Origin of the sequence: Winslowiella arboricola (assembly GCF_025527015.1) — a bacterium.
Lineage (GTDB): Bacteria > Pseudomonadota > Gammaproteobacteria > Enterobacterales > Enterobacteriaceae > Erwinia > Erwinia arboricola.
This window is the reverse complement of sequence record NZ_JAODIM010000040.1, coordinates 358,933-376,914: the sequence shown is the minus strand read 5'-3', so window position 1 is coordinate 376,914 and position 17,982 is coordinate 358,933. Positions and strand designations below refer to the sequence as shown.

Here is a 17,982-nt window from a genome sequence, read left to right as displayed (position 1 = left end):
CGATCCGTTCACTATTAACTAAAAACGGTTTCATTAGCTGAAATATGGCATAAAGCGCTTAACGATGAAAACGCAGCGTCAGATTAAACGCATTCGCGGCATCGACCACCAGCGCATCCTGCTGCTCGCGCCATGGCACCTCGCCATGCAGCAGGCTGGCGCGGGTTTTTGCCAGATCGTCACTTTGCAGGCTGATTGCCACCATCCGCGCCTCGCCCTGATAATCAGCGGGCAGTGCACCGAAGCGGTTCTCGACATAGCTGGCGGCGGCAAAGCGTACGGTGGCGGCGCCGGCACGTAACACAAACGCGCCGTCCAGGCAGGCCACAATACGATTACTGCCAAACAGCTGACTGTAAACCTGCGCCACTCGTGCCGGATCCTGGGCGACAATCACAAATTCGCTGATATTGCTGACGGCGTTCGGGTGCTGCTGCCACGCGGGTTGCCACACTGACTGCGGCGTCAGGTGCTGGCAAAAAAAACTGCGCCCGTTGACCACCAGCTCCGGGCGTAATGACACGGTGCGAAAGCGCGCCTCCTGCTGGTTGCCGTCGGGCAGGGTGACCGGGCGATAAAAAGCCGCAGGTGCATCGCCATCCAGATCCTGACGTTGCAGATGCTGATAAACCGCATCGGCGTCGTCGGTTTTCCACACCAGCGCATTCAGACCCGGCACCGAATGCTGCAAATCGGGGCGCAAATGGGCGCGTCCTTTTTCCAGCCCCAGCAGCTCAAGGTAATTGTGCTTAAACACCGCCAGATGATTACTGGAGCCGAGCGAATGATGACCACGCGGCGTCAGCTGGAAGCCCAGCCGCTGGTACAGCACGCTGGCGCTATCCAGCTGGTCGGCCACCGTAATCACCACATGATCCAATTCAGGGGCGGGAACCGGAATCACCACCGCGACTCTCCTTGTTTTTGCCATCAGGATGCCAGGCTCTCCGGTTGCGTCAGGGCGAGCAGGGCGCGTGGCGCCAGCGCGGTAAAATAGTCGACCGCCGGTCCAATCAGCGCTTCAGCGGGATCGAATCCCGGATGGTGCAGACCAAATTCGCTGGCACTGCCGATGCTGACAAAAGCGCCTGGGATCTGTTGCAGATAGAAGGCGAAATCCTCGCCACCCATTTGCGGCGTCGCCACTTCGCTGCGATAGCCGGATTCCTGCGCCAGTTGCAGGGCAAAGTCCGCCCACTCTGGCGTATTCACCAGCGCCGGTGGACCGGCCTGCCACTCCAGCTCAGCCTCAGCGCCAAAACCGGCGGCAATACCGTTGATAATTGCCTCAATACGCTGCGGGATCTGCTGACGAATCGCATTGTTATGGGTGCGTACCGTGCCTTCCAGTTCGACCGTTTGCGGCAGCACATTCCAGGTATTGCCTGCGCTAAAGCGCGTCACGCTTACCACCACCGACTCCAGCGAACTGAAAACGCGGGCTGGCAGAGCCTGTAGCGCCAGCACAATCTGGCTGCCAGTCACAATGCTATCGACCCCTTCATGAGGGCGGGCGGCGTGAGCGCCTTTGCCATTAATACGGATCACAAAGCGATCAACATTGGCATACAGCGCGCCGCCACGGGTTTTCAGCGTACCGATCGGCAGATCCGGCGCATTGTGCATGCCGAAAATCGCCTGCACGCCCTCTAAAGCACCGGCATCGAGCAGCTGTTGCGCGCCATTGAAGGTCTCTTCGGCGGGCTGAAACAGAATACGTACCCGGCCAGGCAGCGAGTGCTCCTGCTGGCGCAGACGATACGCCACACCAAGCATCACCGAGGTATGCACATCATGACCACAGGCGTGCATCACACCGGGGTTTTGCGATTTCCAGGGGTGGCTGGTGGCTTCTTCAATTGGCAGTGCGTCGATATCGGCGCGCAGGGCAATCAATCCGGCGCCATGGCCGATTTCTGCCACCACGCCGGTTTTCAGCGGCAGCGGCAGCAGACGAATATCAGCCTGTTGCAGCCAGCGGGTAATACGTTCAGTAGTCTCGAATTCGTGGTTCGACAGTTCAGGATGCTGATGCAGCTCGCGACGCCAGCGCACCAGTTGTTCCGTGGAGATCTCGGCCATGCTTATCCTCAGGATTGTGAAACCAGGAGCCAGCTGTCTATCATGTTCAATTGAACGGTCTGAGAGAAACCAATGATTTGCACTAAGCTTTTGCGAAAATAAGCAATAGGGGGAGCGGGTGGCGGCAAAGTCAGGCGGTGCCTTTCTTATGCCATTTTTCAAGGTCACTAACGCAGATTTGTTGTTTTACCAAATACGCTCCCGATCCCACTATCAATACCATTGATAGCTGAAAAGGAATCTGTGATGAGCGACATTCTGGAAGCCCAACTGATCGCCTGGCGGCGTGAGCTGCATAGCTGGCCGGAACTATCAAATCACGAACAGGCGACCAGCGCGCGTATTCGTGGCTGGCTGGCTGAGGCGGATATTCGCATTGTTGATTATCCGATTGCCAGCGGCGTGATTGCCGAAATTGGTCATGGAGAAAATCTGATCGCCCTGCGCGCTGATATTGATGCATTGCCGATCCACGAAGCCACCGGACTCAGCTATCGCTCGCGCCATGAAGGGGTGATGCACGCCTGTGGTCACGACATTCACAGTGCGGTGATGCTTGGCGCGGCGCGCCTGCTAAAAGCGCAGGAAGCGCAGCTACCCGGTCGTATTCGCCTGCTGTTCCAGCCAGGTGAAGAGAACTGTACCGGCGCGCGCCAGTTTATCAAAGCGGGCGCGCTGAACGGGGTGCAGGCGATTTTTGGTATGCATAACGAACCCGGTCTGCCGACCGGCACCTTCGCCACGCGCGCGGGCGCTTTTTATGCCAATGCTGACCGCTTTGTGGTCCGCGTGGAGGGCAAAGGCGCGCATGCCGCACATCCGGAGCAGGGCGTCGATGCGATTGTGATTGCCAGTCAGATTATCCAGGCGTTGCAGGCGCTGACCAGCCGCAGTTTCAATACGCTGGACAGCCTGGTACTCAGTATTACGCGCATTGATGGCGGTAAAACCTGGAATGTGCTGCCCGGCGTGGTGGAGTTTGGTGGCACCGCACGCACCCATGATTTGCAGGTGCGCGCCCGGCTGGAGCAGCGGGTACGTAAGGTGGTGGAATCGGTGGCGCAGGGCTCGGGAGCCAGCGCCACGCTTAGCTGGCAGGCGGGGCCACCGGTGCTGATCAATGATGCGGAATGGGCAGATTTCAGTAGCGAGGTGGCGCGCCAGAGTGGTTACAGGGTGCAAACCGCCGATCTGCATCTTGGCGGCGAGGATTTTGCGATCTATTTGCAGCAGATACCGGGTGCTTTTGTCAGCATCGGCAGCGGCAGTGAATATGGTTTACATCATGGCGGGTTCAACCCGGATGAAGCGCTGATTGCTCCTGCCGCGCACTACTTTGCCGATCTCGCCAGCCAGGCGCTACAGCGGCTGAAACGGCAAACACCCCGCCCTGCCAGCGCGCTGACAGGGCATAAATAGCGTAATTAATTGCGATACAGATGCGCTTTACCGGTGCCGCCAAACAGCGCCATTTTGTAGCGGATCACCTCTTTTGCCGCCTTGATCGGCTCAGGATAGATAGCGTTCGGATCCCACCAGGTTTCACGGCTGAGGATCTCACGCGCTTTGGCGAAGTAAGCATATTTCATATCGCTGGAGATATTGATCTTACCGACGCCAAGCGTTACAGCTTCCGCCACTTCGGCATCCGGATTGGCGGAACCGCCATGCAGCACCAGCGGGATCGAGACGCGCTGCGAAATATCGCGCAGAATATGCATCTGTAGCTCCGGCTTCATATCTTTCGGGTAGATGCCGTGCGCGGTACCAATCGCCACCGCCAGCGTGTCGACGCCGGTGCGTGTAACGAAATCCTCCGCCTGCGCCGGATCGGTGTAGATCACTTTACTGACCCCGCCTTCAATGGTGGTGCCGGTATCGCCAATCGTCCCCAGTTCACCCTCCACCGAGATACCCACCGCATGCGCCAGTTTCACCACTTCACGGGTCAGCGCCACGTTTTCTTCATAGGGCAGCAGCGATCCGTCGATCATCACCGAGGTAAAGCCACACTGGATCGCCCGCTGTACATGGGCAATCGATGCGCCGTGATCAAGGTGGATCACAAAAGGCACTTTACTGCGCAGGGTTCTTTCACGCACATAGGCAAAGAACTCGTCGGTGACAAACTCCAGCTCGCTGGGATGAATCGAGATAATCGCCGGGGTATCGGTCGATTCGGCTTCTTCCACTACCGCACGGATAAAGCAGCTGTCGGCAACATTAAACGCGCCAATCGCAAAACGGTTTTCACGGGTAGGTTTCAGCATTTCGTGCATTGAAATCAACATGTTAATTCTCCATCAGGGTTAATTTTGGCATAAGTGTTCCCGCATCAGTGCACAGGCACTGACGGGCATTACGGTAAAAGGGTCAGATCAGGCTTTGTTGGCGGCGCCTGACCAGCTGAGGTACTGATACACCACCTGCTGACAGGCGGACTCCATCTGCGCCAGCAGATCGGCCAGTTCGGCAGTGGGCTGCTGGTGCAGGGCGGTTTGCAGCGCATTTTTTCCGGCCTCAAACACCGCCGCGCCAACGTTGATTTTCGCTACGCCATGCTGGCTGACGCGGCGGATATCGTCGGCTTTGGTGCCGCTGCCGCCATGCAGCGCCAGCGGTACCGGTGATTCGCGATGCAGCGCCGCCAGACGCTCAAAGTTAATTTGCGGCGTGACGTTCGCCGGATAGAGGCCATGCGCGGTGCCAACCGAGACTGCCAGCAGATCGATGCCGGTCTGGCTGATAAACGGTATAACGTCCTCGACCTGGGTCATTTTTACCGCCGCATCGTCGAGGTCATACATCGGCGCATCGGCGATATGCCCAAGCTCGCCTTCGACACAGACATCGGCGGTGGCGGCCATCTGCACCACCTGACGCGTCTGGCGAATATTTTCCGCCAGCGGATGGCTGGAGGCATCGATCATCAGGCCGGTAAAGCCCGCGCGGAACGACTGACCAATCAGGTCAAACGCTTTGCCATGGTCGAGACTGAGCGCCACCGGCACCGAGGCCTGCTGCGCCAGCGCCTGCACCAGCGGCATGGCGATATGCGGCGGAAAGTGCCGGCTATGGCCCTGATAAACATTCAGAATCAGCGGCGCCTGCTGCTGTTCTGCGGCGGCGATGGCCGCGCGCGCAGTCTCCAGGTTAAAACAGTTGATGGCTAATACCGCGTACTGGCGCTGCCAGGCGTCATCAATCACGGCTTTCATTGAGGCGTACATAGCTGCTCCTGTTATTCGAGAGTGAATTTAATGTCTTCGTCACGTACGTTATGGTCTTCGACGTCATCGAACTCTTCGTCAGCCTCGGTGACCGGTTTCTTAATCAGCGACAGCATCACGCCGCAGATGGCCGTACCGATACCGAGCGCCAGACAGAACATCAGCGGTTTGGTAAACAGCGGCACCACAAACATACCGCCATGCGGCACCGGCGCTTCCACGCCCCACACCATAATCAGGCCACCGGCGATGGCAGAGGCGACGACGCAGCTGGCCACCACCCGCAGCAGATCGCGGGCGGCGATGGGGATCACCCCTTCGGTAATCATGCAGATGCCCATCGGAAAGGCTGCCTTCAGCGCCTCTTTTTCCGCCCGGGTGTATTTGTGGCGTGTCAGCAGAAACGACAGGGTGATACCAAACGGCGGGATCATCGAACCGACAAACTTCACCGCTTCCGGGCCGTAGATGCCATCAACCAGCATGCCATCGGCAAACAGCGACATAGTTTTATTGACCGGTCCGCCGAAGTCGAAAGTGGCCATTGCGCCGAGGATCGCCCCCAGCAGAAACTTCGAGCCCCCCTGCATCGATTCCAGCAGCGCGATCAGCGCCTTCTGCAGCCAGATAATCGGCTGGCCGATAAAGGTCATCATCAGCAGCCCGGCGATAACCGTGCTCAGTACCGGCAGGATCATCACCGGCATCAGTCCCTGCATTGATTGCGGTAATTTAATGCTGCGCCGCAGCAGCAGCACGGTGTAACCGACGAGAAAACCACCAAGAATGCCGCCGATAAAACCGGTCTGAATCTGGCCGCAGATAAAGCCGACAATCAGGCCAGGAGCAAAACCGGGGCGATCGGCAATCGAATAGGCAATCGCGGCGCTGATCAACGGCACAATCAGTCCCATGCCCCAGCCACCGATCTGATTCAGCATCCAGGCGATGCTGCCGGTTTTTTCTGCGACCTGAGTGCCGCCAATCACCTGGCCGAGGGCGATACAGATACCGGCGGCGACAATCAGCGGGATCATCCACGAAATACCGGTAAGCAGATGCCCCTTAATCTGCTGACCGACGCTGTTTTTGTTATCGTTCATAATGTCTCTTCCGAAAAGTTGATATTCAGGCGCGTTCTAACGAGCCCGCCACTTTTTCCAGAAACTTAACCGGGGACTTAATCACAATATCCGTTTTCACCCGTACCACAGGTTTGCCTTTAAAGCGCTCTTCACCTTTTATCTTGATATCGATGGCTAAAATCACCACGTCAGCAGCGGCGATTTCACTGGCGGTTAATTCATTTTCGGTGCCAATAGTGCCCTGAGTTTCCACGCGAATATCATGGTTTAACGCTCTGGCGCCTTTAAGCAGTTTTTCGCGCGCAATATAGGTATGCGCGATGCCCGCGGTGCAGGCGGCTACACAAACTATTTTCATGTTATGCCTCGTCTTATTAAGGGTTAGCAGAGGTCGGTTTCCGCATACTGACTGAACAGTTGAATAATCCTTTCCGGGTCGGTCTCCTGTAACAGCTGAGCAATCACCTCATCGTCGGCCAGCGCGCTGGCAACCTGAGACAGCAGGCGAATATGGGTGGTGTTCTGATCTTCCAGACGCACGGCAAACAGAATAATGCAGCGCACCTTGCTGCCATCCAGCGTCTCCCAGGCGATATCCTGGCGTGTGCGGCCAATCGCCAGCGTGGTCTGTTTTACCGCCGATGATTTGCCATGCGGAATGGCAATATGGTTTTCAAAACCGGTTGAGCCTTCGGCTTCACGCAGATAAACATCACGAATAAATTCCTCTTTGCAGCTGAGCGCGCCATCCTGATACAGCAACTCGGTCAGTTCCTGAATCACCTCATCCTTGGTGGTGGCGTTCATGGTTAACGTGACCCGATTTGCATTAAGAATTTTATTAATATCCATTTCCTTCACCTCATCAGAAAATTAATGCTCAGTTGCCGGGAGCGCGTTCACCGCCTGATGCAATTTGCTGGCAATCACGCTCTCAGTTACCCGTTTAATATCGTCGTCATTAAAAAATGCCGAAACATAGACCACCGGAATCTCTGTTGTCTGCAGATGAATGGTGGAGATCACCAGCTCAATATCTTCATGCTGGCAAAAGCTGGCCATATTGCTGGCGGAGACCACACCGACGATGATCCAGTCGGGAAAGGCGCGTAAAATCCGGCTTTTCAACAGGTGCGAGGTGCCCACGCCGCTGGAACAGACCAGCAGAATGCGTTTATGGGCAATTTGTCTTTCCAGCGCGGCCTGAAAATGAATGCTCAGATAGCCGGTCTCATCTTCGGCTATTTCCTGTAACTGAAAGCGCTGACACAGCTGGCTAATCGCCTGTTGAGTAATCTGATAAATATCCCGCAGTTCATTTTTAATGTCGTCTAATAACGGATTGCGAATGCGGATATGATATTTAAGCCGGTTCAGCAGCGGTTTAACATGAATTAGCAGGCCGTCATACAGTAATTTATCACTGCGCAGATCGATATTAATCAGATCAGAGAACAGATCAATTAATGACAGTGTTAAACGTCGTGATTCACCATTGGCATATTTATAATGCGCTGGCGGGTTATCGGTATGCTCTTCCAGCACAATGCCGGAGGAGATAATATACTGGTAAATAAACCACACTTCATCGGCCGGCAGCGAATTCGCCACGCGCTGTTCGATTTGCTGCACCATATTACCGGCGATGGCGAAAATATGATTATCCACCTGCTGATAAATGGTCTCATCGCCAAGGGTTAACGAATTTCCCGCTGCCATACGGTGCATCATAATTAAGATATGGGTAAAGATATTGACGTAGTAAGGTTCACCCAGCTGCCACGCCAGCTGTTGTTCCATCTCCTGCAACAGTTGCTGGACAAAATCGACATCCGCCACGCCAAAATAACGGGTCAGGGCATGATAGCTGCCAGGATCGAGGCGCGAATGATTTACCATCCCCGGCTCTTTATGGCTCATCACCTGATTGATTAATGACACCATCGCCTGACGCACGCTGCTTTCGCTGCCTTCAATATGGGTGCCGCTCTGGCTGCGCACCAGCGTCAGTCCGAGCGGTTGCATCCAGCTTTCAATCACCTTCAGATCGTTCACAATCGATGCGCTGCTGATGAAATAGCGTTCAGAGAGTTTACTGATTGAGGTTTCGCGTGGCGTATCGCTCAGCAGCTGCGAAGCAATCTTCACCCGGCGCGCATTGTTGGCCAGCGCATCGCTTTCGCCGTCATCCACCACAATCTGCTGCTCCAGCAGAATTAAACGCTGATTATCGGCGGCGATTAACATAATGCCGGCGCCGACCTTTTTGTCAGGGTAAATATTCCACGCGGCAAGCATGGCCTCAACAAACTGCATATCGCGATGAACGGTTTTTTCTGAGACATCCAGATAATGTGCAATGTTTTTAACCGTTACATGCTCCTGATGTTGCAGCAAGTATTTCAATAGTCGGTTTTGTCGTGAGGTAAGAGGCTGCATCATATTACCCTTCTTATGTGCGTCAGATTTTCTGATGCTTATTTTTGATGAGTGTTGTTTACAGGCTTCCTTAGTTGTTTCCGGGTGGTGAATGGATGTTTAACTGACTGTGATGATTAATCTAGTCGTCGCCAGCCAAAGCGACAATACTAAAACCTGTCCGCCGGATGGGACAAAATTAAAACATCTGCCTGGCGGTTAATTAATTGAGATGGCGGTCACACTCTGTCGCTAAATAAATAAGTGTGACCCCGTTCGCATATTAAATATTATTTTAATCATTGCTGGAAAATAATCCGCTTTAAACTATTCCGTTAACTACCGGCGGTTTTAGCGGCGCGGGCTCGCGGTTCCCTGTGACAGAACATCACCAGATAAGGTACTATCCTCGCCAAACTTACCGCTGTGTGGCGTGTCGAAGTGAGCAGCCATCGCGCTGCGATGTGAGGAAATGAGAATAATGAGTGACCTGACGCAGGATGGTGCAGAGCGTCTTGCCCTGCATACCTTTACAGAGAATGCGTACCTCAACTACTCCATGTACGTCATCATGGACAGGGCGCTTCCTTATATTGGCGATGGCCTGAAGCCGGTTCAGCGCCGCATTGTCTATGCCATGTCGGAGCTGGGGCTGAACAACAGCGCCAAATTTAAAAAATCCGCGCGTACTGTCGGTGACGTGCTGGGTAAATACCATCCTCATGGCGACAGCGCCTGTTACGAGGCGATGGTATTAATGGCGCAGCCATTCTCCTATCGCTATCCGCTGGTCGATGGCCAGGGGAACTGGGGTGCGCCGGATGATCCGAAATCCTTTGCAGCGATGCGTTATACCGAATCGCGCCTGTCGAAATATGCGGAAGTGCTGCTCGGTGAACTGGGGCAGGGCACGGTGGATTATGTGCCGAACTTTGACGGCACCATGCAGGAGCCGAAAATGCTGCCTGCGCGCCTGCCGAATATCCTGCTGAACGGCACCACTGGTATTGCGGTGGGGATGGCGACCGATATTCCGCCACACAACCTGCGGGAAGTGGCGAAAGCGGCGATTACGCTGATCGACAGCCCGAAAACCACGCTGGATGAACTGCTGGATATTGTGCAGGGCCCGGACTATCCGACCGAAGCGGAAATTATTACGCCACGTAATGAGATCCGTAAGATCTATGAAAATGGTCGCGGCTCGGTGCGTATGCGTGCGGTGTGGAAGCGCGAAGATGGCGACGTGGTGATCACCGCGTTACCGCATCAGGTTTCCGGCGCGCGCGTGCTGGAGCAGATCGCCGCGCAGATGCGCAATAAGAAATTGCCGATGGTCGAGGATCTGCGTGACGAATCAAATCACGAAAACCCGACGCGTCTGGTGATTGTGCCGCGCTCCAACCGGGTGGATATGGAGCAGGTGATGAACCACCTGTTTGCCACCACCGACCTGGAAAAAAGCTACCGCATTAACCTGAATATGATCGGCCTCGATAATCGCCCGGCGGTGAAAAACCTGCTGGAGATCCTGAGCGAGTGGCTGGTGTTCCGTCGCGATACGGTGCGTCGCCGTCTGAATTACCGTCTGGAAAAAGTGCTGAAACGCCTGCATATCCTCGAAGGTTTGCTGGTGGCGTTCCTCAATATCGATGAAGTGATCCATATCATTCGTACCGAGGATGAGCCGAAGCAGGTACTGATGTCGCGCTTCGAGATCAGCGAAACCCAGGCCGAAGCGATTCTGGAATTAAAACTGCGTCATCTTGCCAAACTGGAAGAGATGAAGATTCGCGGTGAGCAGGATGAGCTGGCGAAAGAGCGCGATCAGTTACAGGCGATTCTCGCGTCAGAGCGCAAAATGAATACCCTGCTGAAAAAAGAGCTGCAGGCTGACAGCGATGCCTATGGCGATGACCGCCGCTCGCCACTGTGTGAACGTGGTGAAGCGAAAGCGATCAGTGAACATGAACTGGTGCCATCAGAGCCGGTAACCATTGTCTTGTCACAGTCCGGCTGGGTGCGCAGCGCCAAGGGGCATGATATTGACCCGTCGGGGCTGAGCTATAAAGCGGGCGACAGCTATCGTGCGGCAGCACGAGGCAAGAGCAATCAGCCGGTGGTGTTTATTGACTCCACCGGTCGCAGCTATGCGCTGGATCCGATTACGCTGCCATCGGCGCGTGGTCAGGGTGAGCCGCTGACCGGCAAACTGACGCCTCCGCCAGGTGCGGTGGTTGAGCAGGTGCTGATGGAGGCCGATGACCAGAAACTGCTGATGGCGTCTGACGCCGGTTATGGTTTTGTCTGCACCTTTAGCGATCTGGTTTCACGCAACCGCGCCGGGAAAACGCTGCTGACACTGCCAGCCAATGCCAAAGTGATGACGCCAATGGCGATTCACGACGACAACGATCTGCTGCTGGCGATCACCAGTGCCGGCCGTATGTTGTTGTTCCCGGTGGGTGATTTACCCCAGCTGTCGAAAGGTAAAGGCAATAAGATTATCTCCATTCCAGCGGCGCAGGCCGCATCGGGTGAAGATAAGCTGGTATGGCTGCTGTTGCTGCCTGCCAACAGCGCCGTGACCCTGCACGTTGGCAAGCGCAAACTGACGCTGCGCGCCGAAGAGCTGCAGAAGTTCCGCGCGGAGCGTGGCCGTCGCGGTACGCTGCTGCCGCGTGGTCTGCAACGTATCGACAAGGTTGAGGTTGATGCGCCTGCGCGTCCGACGGTGGCGGATAGCGAAGAGTAACGCCAGTTCCGGGCGCGTTGACGGCACGATAAGTGTTGCTGCGCCCGGTGTGTTTTCTGCGGAAGACAGTATACTGAGCGCCTGGCGCCCAAAGGTAAAAATAGCCTGCCGCCAGGTTCTTAGCTTGGAAGTAACCACGAGGTTGTGATGCTCTTAATTTTACGTGCCATTTTTGTCGTTATTTATTCGGTTCTGGTTTGCGTGTTTGGCTGTATTTACTGCCTGTTTTCACCACGAAATCCTCGTCATGTTGCGACGTTTGGACGCCTGTTCGGACGCCTGTCGACGGTTTTTGGCCTGAAAGTGGAGCTACGCAAACCTGAAGGCGCTGAAAACTATGGCAATGCTATCTATATTGCCAATCATCAGAATAACTACGACATGATCACTGCTGCCAATATGGTGCAGCCTACTACCGTGACCATCGGCAAGAAAAGCCTGTTATGGATCCCGTTCTTTGGCCAGCTCTACTGGCTGACCGGTAACCTGCTGATCGACCGTGAAAACCGCACCAAAGCCGTTGGCACCATTGGTGAAATGGTGAAACAGTTCGAGAAAAAAAGAATCTCATTCTGGATGTTTCCGGAAGGCACGCGCAGCCGTGGCCGCGGCTTACTGCCGTTTAAAACCGGCGCTTTCCATGCCGCGATGACCGCAGGTGTGCCGATTATTCCAATCGTGGTATCCACTACGCACGACAAAATTAAACTGAATCGCTGGAAAAATGGCTTAGTGATTATCGAAATGTTGCCGCCGGTAGATGTGAAGCAGTTCGAAAATCAGTCGGTACGTAAGCTGGCAACCCACTGCCGCGAGCTAATGACTGCTAAGCTTGAACAGCTGGACGCCGAAGTGGCCGAGCGCGAAGCGAATAACAAGGTTTAAGCCGCTATTCAGGGCTGGCAGCGCAGTATTGTGCCGCCAGCCATCGACACAGCACATCTCATATCATAAAAAAATGGAAAGCGGCCTGTTCTCCTTAGCCGCGCTTACGGGTACGGAGTTTTTATGTCCTTCAGTCGACGTCAATTTATTCAGGCATCGGGCATCGCCCTGTGCGCGGGCGCAGTGCCTTTCAGCGCCCGCGCGGCAGCCGCTAAGGGAACCGCATTGCCGGTTCCGCCGTTGCTGGAATCACGTCGTGGTCAGCCACTGTTTCTCTCGCTGCAACGCAGCCACTGGTCATTTAGCGGTGACATTAACAATAAGGTGCCGGTGTGGGGCATCAATGGCATCTATCTCGGACCGACGGTACGCGTCTGGAACGGCGATGATGTCAAACTGATCTACAGTAACCGCCTGAATGAACCGGTATCAATGACGGTGGCGGGACTTCAGGTGCCGGGCGCACTGATGGGCGGCGCACCAAGGATGATGTCGCCAGGCATTGACTGGTCGCCGGTGGTGCCGATTCGTCAGGCCGCCGCCACCTGCTGGTATCACGCCAACACCCCGAACCGTATGGCGCCGCATGTCTATAACGGCCTGGCCGGAATGTGGCTGGTGGAGGATGAGATCAGTAAAAATCTGCCGATTCCTAACCACTACGGCGTCGATGATTTCCCGCTGATTATTCAGGATAAACGGCTGGATAGTTTCGGCGCACCGCGCTATGAACCACCTTCCAATGGCGGCTTTGTCGGCGATACGTTGCTGGTAAATGGCGTGCAAAATCCCTTTGTTGAGGTGTCGCGCGGCTGGGTACGTTTACGCCTGCTGAATGCATCCAACTCCCGCCGTTATCAGCTGGTGATGAGTGATGGCCGCCCGTTTAATGTTATCGCCAGCGATCAGGGTTTTCTGCCTGCGCCAGTGGCGGTGCTACAGCTGTCGCTGGCGCCGGGCGAGCGGCGCGAAGTGCTGGTGGATATGTCACAGGGTAAAGAGGTGTCGATTACCGCCGGGGTGGCAGCGGGAGTGATGGATCGCCTGCGTGGTTTGTTTGAGCCGTCGAGCATTCTTACCTCGACGCTGGTGCTGAACCTGCGTCCAACCGGCCTGCTGCCGTTAGTGACCGATAATCTGCCGATGCGTCTGGTTGCCGATCAAATCCTTGATAGCCTGCCGGGCCGTACGCGTGAATTCCGCCTTGGCGACGCGCTGCCGGGTATCAATGGTGCGCTGTGGGATATGACGCGCATTGATACGCAGTCGCAGCAGGGGACGTATGAGCGCTGGATTATCCATGCAGATACACCGCAATCCTTCCATATTGAAGGGGTGATGTTCCTGATCAAGAGCGTTAATGGCGCGCAGCCGATGGGCGAAGATCGCGGCTGGAAAGATACTGTCTGGGTGGATGGCGATGTGGAACTGCTGGTGATGTTTACCCAGTCGTCGTCTGAGCATTTCCCGTTTGTCTATCACAGCCAGATGCTGGAGATGGCCGATCGTGGTTCTGCCGGGCAGTTGCTGGTACAGCCTGCAATGTAATAATTTGGTGCAGGGGCGGCGTTCTCGCCGCCCGTATGGTAATTAATTCAGCTCATCCGGATCCGGCCCTAAACGGTTGCCTTTATCCAGCTTCGCAATATCGCTGATTTCCGGTTTTTCCAGACGGAAATCAAACACTTTAAAGTTCTCTTCGATACGCGCCGGGGTGACGGATTTCGGGATCACTACCAGCCCGCTGTCGAGGTGCCAGCGAATCACAATCTGCGCCGGGGTTTTGCCATATTTCTTCGCCAGGCTTCTGATAATTTCCTGATCAAACACCCCTTTACCACCCTGCGCCAGCGGACTCCAGGATTCAGTCTGAATCTGGTGCATCGCATTCCACGCATGTAGCTCACGCTGTTGCAGCATCGGGTGCAACTCAATCTGGTTGACGACCGGCGTGACGCCAGTTTCATCAATCAGGCGTTTCAGGTGTGGCTGATTAAAGTTACACACGCCGATGCTTTTGGTCAGCCCCTGTTTCTGTAACTCAATGATGGCGTTCCACGCCGCCACATAGTTATCTTTTTGCGGACAAGGCCAGTGCATCAGATAGAGATCAACACTTTCCAGCTGCAGTTTTTTCAGGCTGGTTTCCAGCGCCTGTCCGGCATTCAGCTGATCGTCATTCCACAGTTTGGTGGTAATAAAGATATCGTCACGCGGCACATCCGTTTCCTGTAGCGCCTGACCAATGCCTTCTTCATTTTTATAAATTGCGGCGGTATCTATCGAGCGATAGCCGACGCTGAGCGCTTTTACTGCCGCATTGCGTGCATCCTCAATGCTTGCCTGCCAGACGCCAAGCCCAAGTTGCGGCATCATATTGCCATCGCGGAGTTTAATAATCGGTTGATCTGCCATAATGTCTCCTTTCGAGCGAGTGAACCGGCGCCTGCGACGCCGGTTTAACTTTAGAGTCTAGTCAACAACCTGAGGTTCAATGGAAATTTCGCTTAACGCGCGTCAGCATAAATTTTGCCGCTGACCTCCAGCGTGATGTCCTGATGCTCACCCAGTTGCGTCAGACCTTTCTCTTCCAGCTTCACCAGCAGCGCCGGAATGGAACTGCCATCCAGCTGATAATCCTGCATACGGGTTGGTACGCCCATCGCTTCGAAGAACTCGCGGGTGGCGGTGATAGCCAGATCAATACGCTGCTCCTCATCACCCTCTGTGAAGCCCCAGACGCGCGCAGCATACTGCAGCAGCTTGCCGCGCTTCTGCTCACGTTTGATATTCAGCAGTGACGGCAGCACAATTGCCAGCGTCTGGGCATGGTCGAGGCCGTGCATCGCGGTAAGCTCATGGCCGAGCATATGGGTCGCCCAGTCCTGCGGCACACCGGCGCCAATCAGGCCATTTAACGCCATGGTGGCGCTCCACATTATGTTGGCGCGAATATCGTAGTTTTCCGGCTCTTTCAGCGCTTTCGGGCCATCTTCAATCAGCGTCAGCAACAGACCTTCCGCAAAGCGATCCTGCACTTTGGCGTCTACCGGATAAGTCAGATACTGTTCGATAGTGTGCACAAAGGCATCCACCACGCCATTGGCAATCTGGCGCTCCGGCAGCGAGAAGGTGTAGACCGGATCCAGCACCGCAAACAGCGGCTGCACAAACGGCGAGTGGAAGGCCTGTTTGTCGCCGGTGGCGCGACGGGTGATTACCGCACCGTTATTGGATTCCGAACCGGTGGCGGGCAGCGTCAGCACGGAACCCATTGGCAGCGCCTGTTTGATCTCCGCGCCGCGCGTTTGCAGAATTTGCCATGGATCGTCACCATAGAACGCCGCTGCGGCGATAAACTTGGTGCCATCCAGCACCGAGCCACCGCCGACTGCCAGCAGAAAATCGATATTCTGTGCTTTCACCACGTCGACCGCTTTCATCAGCGTTTCATAAGAGGGGTTAGGTTCAATGCCGCCAAACTCCTGCAGATCGAAATCCTGCAAGGCGCTGTAGACCTGGTCCATCACGCCATTTTTTTTCACGCTGCCGCCACCATAGGTGATCAGCACTTTACTGCCAGCAGGAATTTCGTTGCTTAAATGTGTAATCTGATTCTTGCCAAAAAGAATGCGGGTGGGAGTATGCAGAGTAAAGTTATTCATCGTTGTTATGCCTTTTTCGCGGGGAAATGTCAGTTAACATGGTGACTATTGTCGGGATTCGCTGTCGATCTCTCAATGCTCATTTCTGCCTTTATCTTGCCTGTTTCTCCAATCCTGTGGAGAATTGCGCAGTGAACGGGCACACTCTGCCTATTGCTGACTGACAGAGAACTTCATCATGGATCATCACGCTATCTGCTCACGGCTGGCGCAACAGGTTGTCACCCTGATGACCGGTGACAAAGCCGCGCTGGCTTCGGTGCCGGATATCAATCTGATATATGCCAACCGCCCGATGGGCCGCACGCCAGTGATGTACAAGCCGGGGATTGTGATTCTGTTTCAGGGGCACAAAACCGGTTATCTTGGCACCCGTGTGTTTGATTACGATGCCACCCGATATCTGATGCTGACGGTGCCGCTGCCGTTTGAGTGTGAGACATTTGCTAGCGCAGAAGCTCCGCTGGCCGGGTTATCGCTACATGTTGATACCATGACGCTGCAGGATTTGCTGATTGATATTGGTGATGACGACAGCTTCCATCCGCAACCGCAAACGCGCGGGATTCACTCGTCGTTGCTGACCGAAGAGATGCTGTGTGCCTGCGAGCGCCTGCTGGATGTGATGTCCAGCCCGCGTGACGCCCGGGTGCTGGGACCGCAGATTGTGCGTGAAATCCTCTATCATGTGCTGGTAGGGCCATGTGGTGGCGCGCTGCTGTCGCTGATTAGCCGTCAGACGCAATTCAGCCAGATTGCCCGCGCGCTGCGCCGCATCGAACATCACTACACCGACAACCTCAGCGTTGAACTGCTGGCCGCCGAGGTCAATATGAGCGTGTCCGCGTTTCATCATAACTTTAAAGCGGTGACCAGCACCTCACCGTTGCAGTATCTGAAAAGCTATCGTCTGCATCAGGCGCGCATAATGATGCTGCACGACGGCCTGAAAGCCAGCGCGGCGGCAATGAAAGTGGGCTATGAGAGTGCATCGCAGTTTTCGCGCGAATTTAAGCGCTTCTTTGGCGTGACGCCGGGAGAGGAAGTGTCGAGAATGCGCGCCTCCTGAGGCGGCGCATTATCAGCGGGCCTGAACGACTCAGGCTCGCTGCTTGTTCTTTTTATGTTTCCACACCATCACAATACTGCCGGTCAGACCGATAAACAGCAGCGCAACGGGCAGAATCATCAGTACCGCCATCATCTGATCTTCGTGACGTTTAATAAACGGTACCTGGCTGATGCCATAGCCTGATGCCACCACAATCGTCACCCACAGTAAGCCACTCAGCCAGTTAAAGAACTGAAAACGTCCGTTTTTCAGGCCAGAAATCCCGGCCATCGTCGGTAACAGCGTACGCACGAAAGCGAGAAAGCGTCCTACCAGCAGCGCCATTAAGCCGTGACGGTTAAACATATGCCACGCACGCTGATGATATTGCGCGGGCAGATGCATCAGCCAGCTTTTTACCAGCTGCGTATTGCCAAGCCAGCGGCCTTGCAAATAGCTTAACCAGCAGCCGAGGCTGGCGGCGGTAGTCAGGATCACCATGGTCGGGATAAAGTCCATTACCCCTTTGGCCACCATTGCGCCAGCCAGCAGCAGCAGGCTGTCACCTGGTAAGAAGGAGGCGGGCAGCAAGCCATTTTCCAGAAACAGAGTAATAAACATCACTCCATAAACAATCCACACCACATCCGGATTGGCCAGCGCGGCAAAATCCTGATGCCAAAGCGCCTGCACAATCTCATGTAACACACCCATGTTTCATCCTGTTTGCTGCAGTTATCAATAATTGTAACCGCAAAAGGCAAGCGACATCTTGATCTATGGCGCGAAGGTGCGGGTTGGTTGAGCTTTT

At 55.0% G+C, this 17,982-nt stretch carries 16 protein-coding genes; 5 read left to right on the top strand and 11 right to left on the bottom strand.

The window, feature by feature from the left end; translation table 11 throughout:
* Positions 1-58: 58 nt before the first annotated feature.
* Complete coding sequence (locus tag N5923_RS11555; RefSeq protein WP_267143942.1) at positions 59-907, bottom strand: VOC family protein; 849 nt, start codon at positions 905-907, stop codon at positions 59-61.
* A 23-nt stretch (positions 908-930) separates the two neighbouring features.
* Positions 931-2,082, bottom strand: a complete 1,152-nt coding sequence (locus N5923_RS11550; protein ID WP_267143744.1) for an amidohydrolase — start codon at positions 2,080-2,082, stop codon at positions 931-933.
* Positions 2,083-2,328: 246 nt separating this feature from the next.
* Between N5923_RS11550 and N5923_RS11545 the strand changes: the two genes are divergently transcribed.
* Positions 2,329-3,501: an amidohydrolase gene (locus N5923_RS11545; RefSeq protein WP_267143745.1), complete on the top strand. Its 1,173-nt coding sequence runs from the start codon at positions 2,329-2,331 to the stop codon at positions 3,499-3,501.
* Between the two features lie 5 nt (positions 3,502-3,506).
* Here the strand turns inward: N5923_RS11545 and N5923_RS11540 are convergent, their stop codons facing one another.
* From N5923_RS11540 to N5923_RS11515, 6 genes are all read right to left on the bottom strand, one after another.
* On the bottom strand, positions 3,507-4,373 hold the full coding sequence (locus tag N5923_RS11540; protein ID WP_267143746.1) for a ketose-bisphosphate aldolase: 867 nt from the start codon (positions 4,371-4,373) through the stop codon (positions 3,507-3,509).
* A gap of 87 nt (positions 4,374-4,460) precedes the next feature.
* Positions 4,461-5,312 carry a class II fructose-bisphosphate aldolase gene (locus N5923_RS11535; protein ID WP_267143747.1) on the bottom strand — a complete coding sequence of 284 codons (852 nt, stop codon included), beginning with the start codon at positions 5,310-5,312 and terminating at the stop codon, positions 4,461-4,463.
* 11 nt (positions 5,313-5,323) lie between these two features.
* Positions 5,324-6,415 carry a PTS fructose transporter subunit IIC gene (locus N5923_RS11530; RefSeq protein ID WP_267143748.1) on the bottom strand — a complete coding sequence of 364 codons (1,092 nt, stop codon included), beginning with the start codon at positions 6,413-6,415 and terminating at the stop codon, positions 5,324-5,326.
* Positions 6,416-6,440: 25 nt separating this feature from the next.
* Positions 6,441-6,755, bottom strand: coding sequence for a PTS fructose transporter subunit IIB (locus N5923_RS11525; protein ID WP_017801222.1), 315 nt, complete (start codon positions 6,753-6,755; stop codon positions 6,441-6,443).
* A gap of 23 nt (positions 6,756-6,778) precedes the next feature.
* On the bottom strand, positions 6,779-7,249 hold the full coding sequence (locus N5923_RS11520; protein ID WP_267143749.1) for a PTS sugar transporter subunit IIA: 471 nt from the start codon (positions 7,247-7,249) through the stop codon (positions 6,779-6,781).
* Between the two features lie 21 nt (positions 7,250-7,270).
* Positions 7,271-8,836: a BglG family transcription antiterminator gene (locus tag N5923_RS11515; RefSeq protein ID WP_267143943.1), complete on the bottom strand. Its 1,566-nt coding sequence runs from the start codon at positions 8,834-8,836 to the stop codon at positions 7,271-7,273.
* Positions 8,837-9,296: 460 nt separating this feature from the next.
* Between N5923_RS11515 and parC the strand changes: the two genes are divergently transcribed.
* The 3 genes from parC (at position 9,297) to ftsP (ending at position 14,003) form a co-directional block, all read left to right on the top strand.
* Complete coding sequence (gene parC, locus N5923_RS11510) at positions 9,297-11,570, top strand: DNA topoisomerase IV subunit A (RefSeq protein ID WP_267143750.1); 2,274 nt, start codon at positions 9,297-9,299, stop codon at positions 11,568-11,570.
* A 147-nt stretch (positions 11,571-11,717) separates the two neighbouring features.
* A complete protein-coding gene (locus N5923_RS11505; protein WP_267143751.1) occupies positions 11,718-12,455 on the top strand; it encodes a 1-acylglycerol-3-phosphate O-acyltransferase in 738 nt (245 codons plus the stop codon).
* A gap of 123 nt (positions 12,456-12,578) precedes the next feature.
* Entirely contained in the window at positions 12,579-14,003 is a 1,425-nt protein-coding gene (gene ftsP, locus N5923_RS11500; protein ID WP_267143752.1) for a cell division protein FtsP, read from the top strand.
* A gap of 42 nt (positions 14,004-14,045) precedes the next feature.
* Here ftsP and dkgA read toward each other — a convergent pair whose 3' ends face one another.
* Positions 14,046-14,870 carry a 2,5-didehydrogluconate reductase DkgA gene (dkgA, locus tag N5923_RS11495; protein WP_267143753.1) on the bottom strand — a complete coding sequence of 275 codons (825 nt, stop codon included), beginning with the start codon at positions 14,868-14,870 and terminating at the stop codon, positions 14,046-14,048.
* A gap of 92 nt (positions 14,871-14,962) precedes the next feature.
* A complete protein-coding gene (yqhD, locus tag N5923_RS11490) occupies positions 14,963-16,120 on the bottom strand; it encodes an alcohol dehydrogenase (protein WP_267143754.1) in 1,158 nt (385 codons plus the stop codon).
* Between the two features lie 178 nt (positions 16,121-16,298).
* Here yqhD and N5923_RS11485 point away from each other — a divergent pair, with 178 nt between their 5' ends.
* The gene (locus N5923_RS11485; RefSeq protein WP_323372743.1) at positions 16,299-17,189 is read left to right on the top strand and encodes an AraC family transcriptional regulator; all 891 of its coding nucleotides are present in this window, start codon (positions 16,299-16,301) and stop codon (positions 17,187-17,189) included.
* Between the two features lie 30 nt (positions 17,190-17,219).
* On the opposite strand, the gene N5923_RS11480 is transcribed toward N5923_RS11485, so the two are convergent.
* Entirely contained in the window at positions 17,220-17,885 is a 666-nt protein-coding gene (locus N5923_RS11480) for a DedA family protein (protein WP_267143755.1), read from the bottom strand.
* Positions 17,886-17,982 lie beyond the last annotated feature (97 nt).

What these genes read in the sequence shown, in the direction of transcription:
- N5923_RS11480 (WP_267143755.1), bottom strand. Translation starts at nt 17,885, where the DNA reads ATGGGTGTGTTACATGAGATTGTGCAGGCGCTTTGGCATCAGGATTTT.
- N5923_RS11520 (WP_267143749.1), bottom strand. Translation starts at nt 7,249, where the DNA reads ATGGATATTAATAAAATTCTTAATGCAAATCGGGTCACGTTAACCATG.
- N5923_RS11550 (WP_267143744.1), bottom strand. Translation starts at nt 2,082, where the DNA reads ATGGCCGAGATCTCCACGGAACAACTGGTGCGCTGGCGTCGCGAGCTG.
- N5923_RS11505 (WP_267143751.1), top strand. Translation starts at nt 11,718, where the DNA reads ATGCTCTTAATTTTACGTGCCATTTTTGTCGTTATTTATTCGGTTCTG.
- N5923_RS11530 (WP_267143748.1), bottom strand. Translation starts at nt 6,415, where the DNA reads ATGAACGATAACAAAAACAGCGTCGGTCAGCAGATTAAGGGGCATCTG.
- N5923_RS11535 (WP_267143747.1), bottom strand. Translation starts at nt 5,312, where the DNA reads ATGTACGCCTCAATGAAAGCCGTGATTGATGACGCCTGGCAGCGCCAG.
- N5923_RS11525 (WP_017801222.1), bottom strand. Translation starts at nt 6,755, where the DNA reads ATGAAAATAGTTTGTGTAGCCGCCTGCACCGCGGGCATCGCGCATACC.
- N5923_RS11545 (WP_267143745.1), top strand. Translation starts at nt 2,329, where the DNA reads ATGAGCGACATTCTGGAAGCCCAACTGATCGCCTGGCGGCGTGAGCTG.
- N5923_RS11540 (WP_267143746.1), bottom strand. Translation starts at nt 4,373, where the DNA reads ATGTTGATTTCAATGCACGAAATGCTGAAACCTACCCGTGAAAACCGT.
- dkgA (WP_267143753.1), bottom strand. Translation starts at nt 14,870, where the DNA reads ATGGCAGATCAACCGATTATTAAACTCCGCGATGGCAATATGATGCCG.
- N5923_RS11485 (WP_323372743.1), top strand. Translation starts at nt 16,299, where the DNA reads ATGGATCATCACGCTATCTGCTCACGGCTGGCGCAACAGGTTGTCACC.
- N5923_RS11515 (WP_267143943.1), bottom strand. Translation starts at nt 8,836, where the DNA reads ATGCAGCCTCTTACCTCACGACAAAACCGACTATTGAAATACTTGCTG.
- ftsP (WP_267143752.1), top strand. Translation starts at nt 12,579, where the DNA reads ATGTCCTTCAGTCGACGTCAATTTATTCAGGCATCGGGCATCGCCCTG.
- yqhD (WP_267143754.1), bottom strand. Translation starts at nt 16,120, where the DNA reads ATGAATAACTTTACTCTGCATACTCCCACCCGCATTCTTTTTGGCAAG.
- parC (WP_267143750.1), top strand. Translation starts at nt 9,297, where the DNA reads ATGAGTGACCTGACGCAGGATGGTGCAGAGCGTCTTGCCCTGCATACC.